The organism is Croceifilum oryzae (genome assembly GCF_030814315.1).
Lineage (GTDB): Bacteria > Bacillota > Bacilli > Thermoactinomycetales > Thermoactinomycetaceae > Baia > Baia oryzae.
Genome location: NZ_JAUSUV010000032.1, coordinates 1 through 1,626 on the forward strand (window position 1 = coordinate 1; position 1,626 = coordinate 1,626).

The window sequence follows — 1,626 nt, forward strand, 5'->3', positions numbered from 1 at the left end:
TCGGTCCTGTTAATCCAATGCCGGTTAACCCTGTCGATCCAGTAGCTCCCGTAACTCCAGTAGCTCCCGTGACTCCGCCAGTTCCAGTCGGTCCTATTAATCCAACGCCAGTTGGCCCTGTTGCTCCGGTGGTTCCAGTCGCCCCCGTCGGTCCGGATGCTCCAGTCGGTCCGGTGACTCCAAAACCAGGAGGTCCAGAAGGTCCAGGAGGTCCTCCTGATGGTCCTGTGGTCCCAGGAGGTCCAGGTGCTCCAGTTGGTCCCCTCGTAACATCTGTGCCTAACACGTTTTCTAACTTCTCATTTAAAATCCATTCTTTTTTCCCTATCACATTGATCGTGTCACGTACACTTGCATTAATCGTAAGTAAGTCAGTAATCGAAGGTTGAAAGGTTGTTGACACTCCAGGGAGAGTCCCTAGAACATATTGAAGCTTTTCGCCTTCTGCATTAATAATATGACTAAGGCCTAACTCTTCTAATGCAATAGATGACAGTAATAGATTTACTGCGTCTTCTCGAGTAATTGAAATATTGGGAGTGATATTTGGTATATTGGATTGAGACATGCTATGCTCTTCTCCTTTCTTCCATCAAAGTGTAGAAACCAGCTCAACAAATCCCCTTTACAATTTTCTCAACAAAATCTCCATTGCTGAAAGACTTATTTTTTGGTGATAAAGCCTATGGTTCTCAAAAATTCGGAAGTATCTCAATTGAAGAAAAGGGGCGTATAGAATGAACTACATCTGCCCCTTTCTCAACATGTTACATCCCTATAATTGAATTACATAAGCTTGATGGCGATGGTACCGTGATACCTATGAATTCAATTTCGTGTCGATTAAATAATTTTTATAATAGAGACATTTGAAAAGACAGAAGATATGATGAGAGCGGTAATAGGATCATTTGGTACTCCCACAATCTGAAAAGTAAGACTAGACCCACCCCCGGGCACTTGGAACAGTCCTCCTGAACTAACATTTCGGCCAATTGGCCCCGCAACACCTGTAGCTCCGACAGCAGCAACTTGTGAAGTCAAAGATAGGAAAGCAGCAGGATTAGCAACAACTTCAAGCCTGCCAATTGCAGCCGAACCAGGGGTTAGCGTTACTCGCATGTCGTAAGATATATAATACAAGCCTTGCGTTAAATTAATGGTATCTGGCGGAGTAAATGAAATAAATGCAGGATTTCCATTTATTACCGGAGGGTTAAAAGGAATAGTAACTAAAGAAGTTGTTACAGGTGTGCCATTTACTGGTGTAAAGATAGCATTATTTTCTACTGTACTCGATCCTGTAGGTCCTGTAGGTCCTGTAGGTCCTGTGGCTCCCGTCGCACCAGTAGCTCCCGTGACTCCGTCAGCTCCAGTAGCTCCTGTGGCTCCCGTGACTCCGTCGGCTCCTGTCGCTCCAGTTGCTCCCGTGACTCCGTCGGCTCCAGTAGCTCCAGTAGCTCCCGTGACTCCGTCAGCTCCTGTCGATCCAGTTGCTCCCGTGACTCCGTCAGCTCCTGTCGATCCAGTTGCTCCCGTGACTCCGTCGGCTCCAGTCGCTCCAGTAGCTCCCGTGACTCCGTCAGCTCCTGTCGATCCAGTTGCTCCCGTGACTCCGTCGACTCC

The 1,626-nt window shown here is 47.2% G+C and carries 1 protein-coding gene and 1 pseudogene; both read right to left on the reverse strand.

Features of this window, described 5'->3' with window-relative positions:
- A partial coding sequence (locus tag J2Z48_RS15665) for an alpha-helical endospore appendage domain-containing protein (protein ID WP_503128559.1) occupies nt 1–568 on the reverse strand: 568 nt, incomplete at its 3' end.
- 275 nt (nt 569–843) lie between these two features.
- Nucleotides 844–1,626: pseudogene (locus J2Z48_RS15670) on the reverse strand (hypothetical protein); the annotation flags it as partial.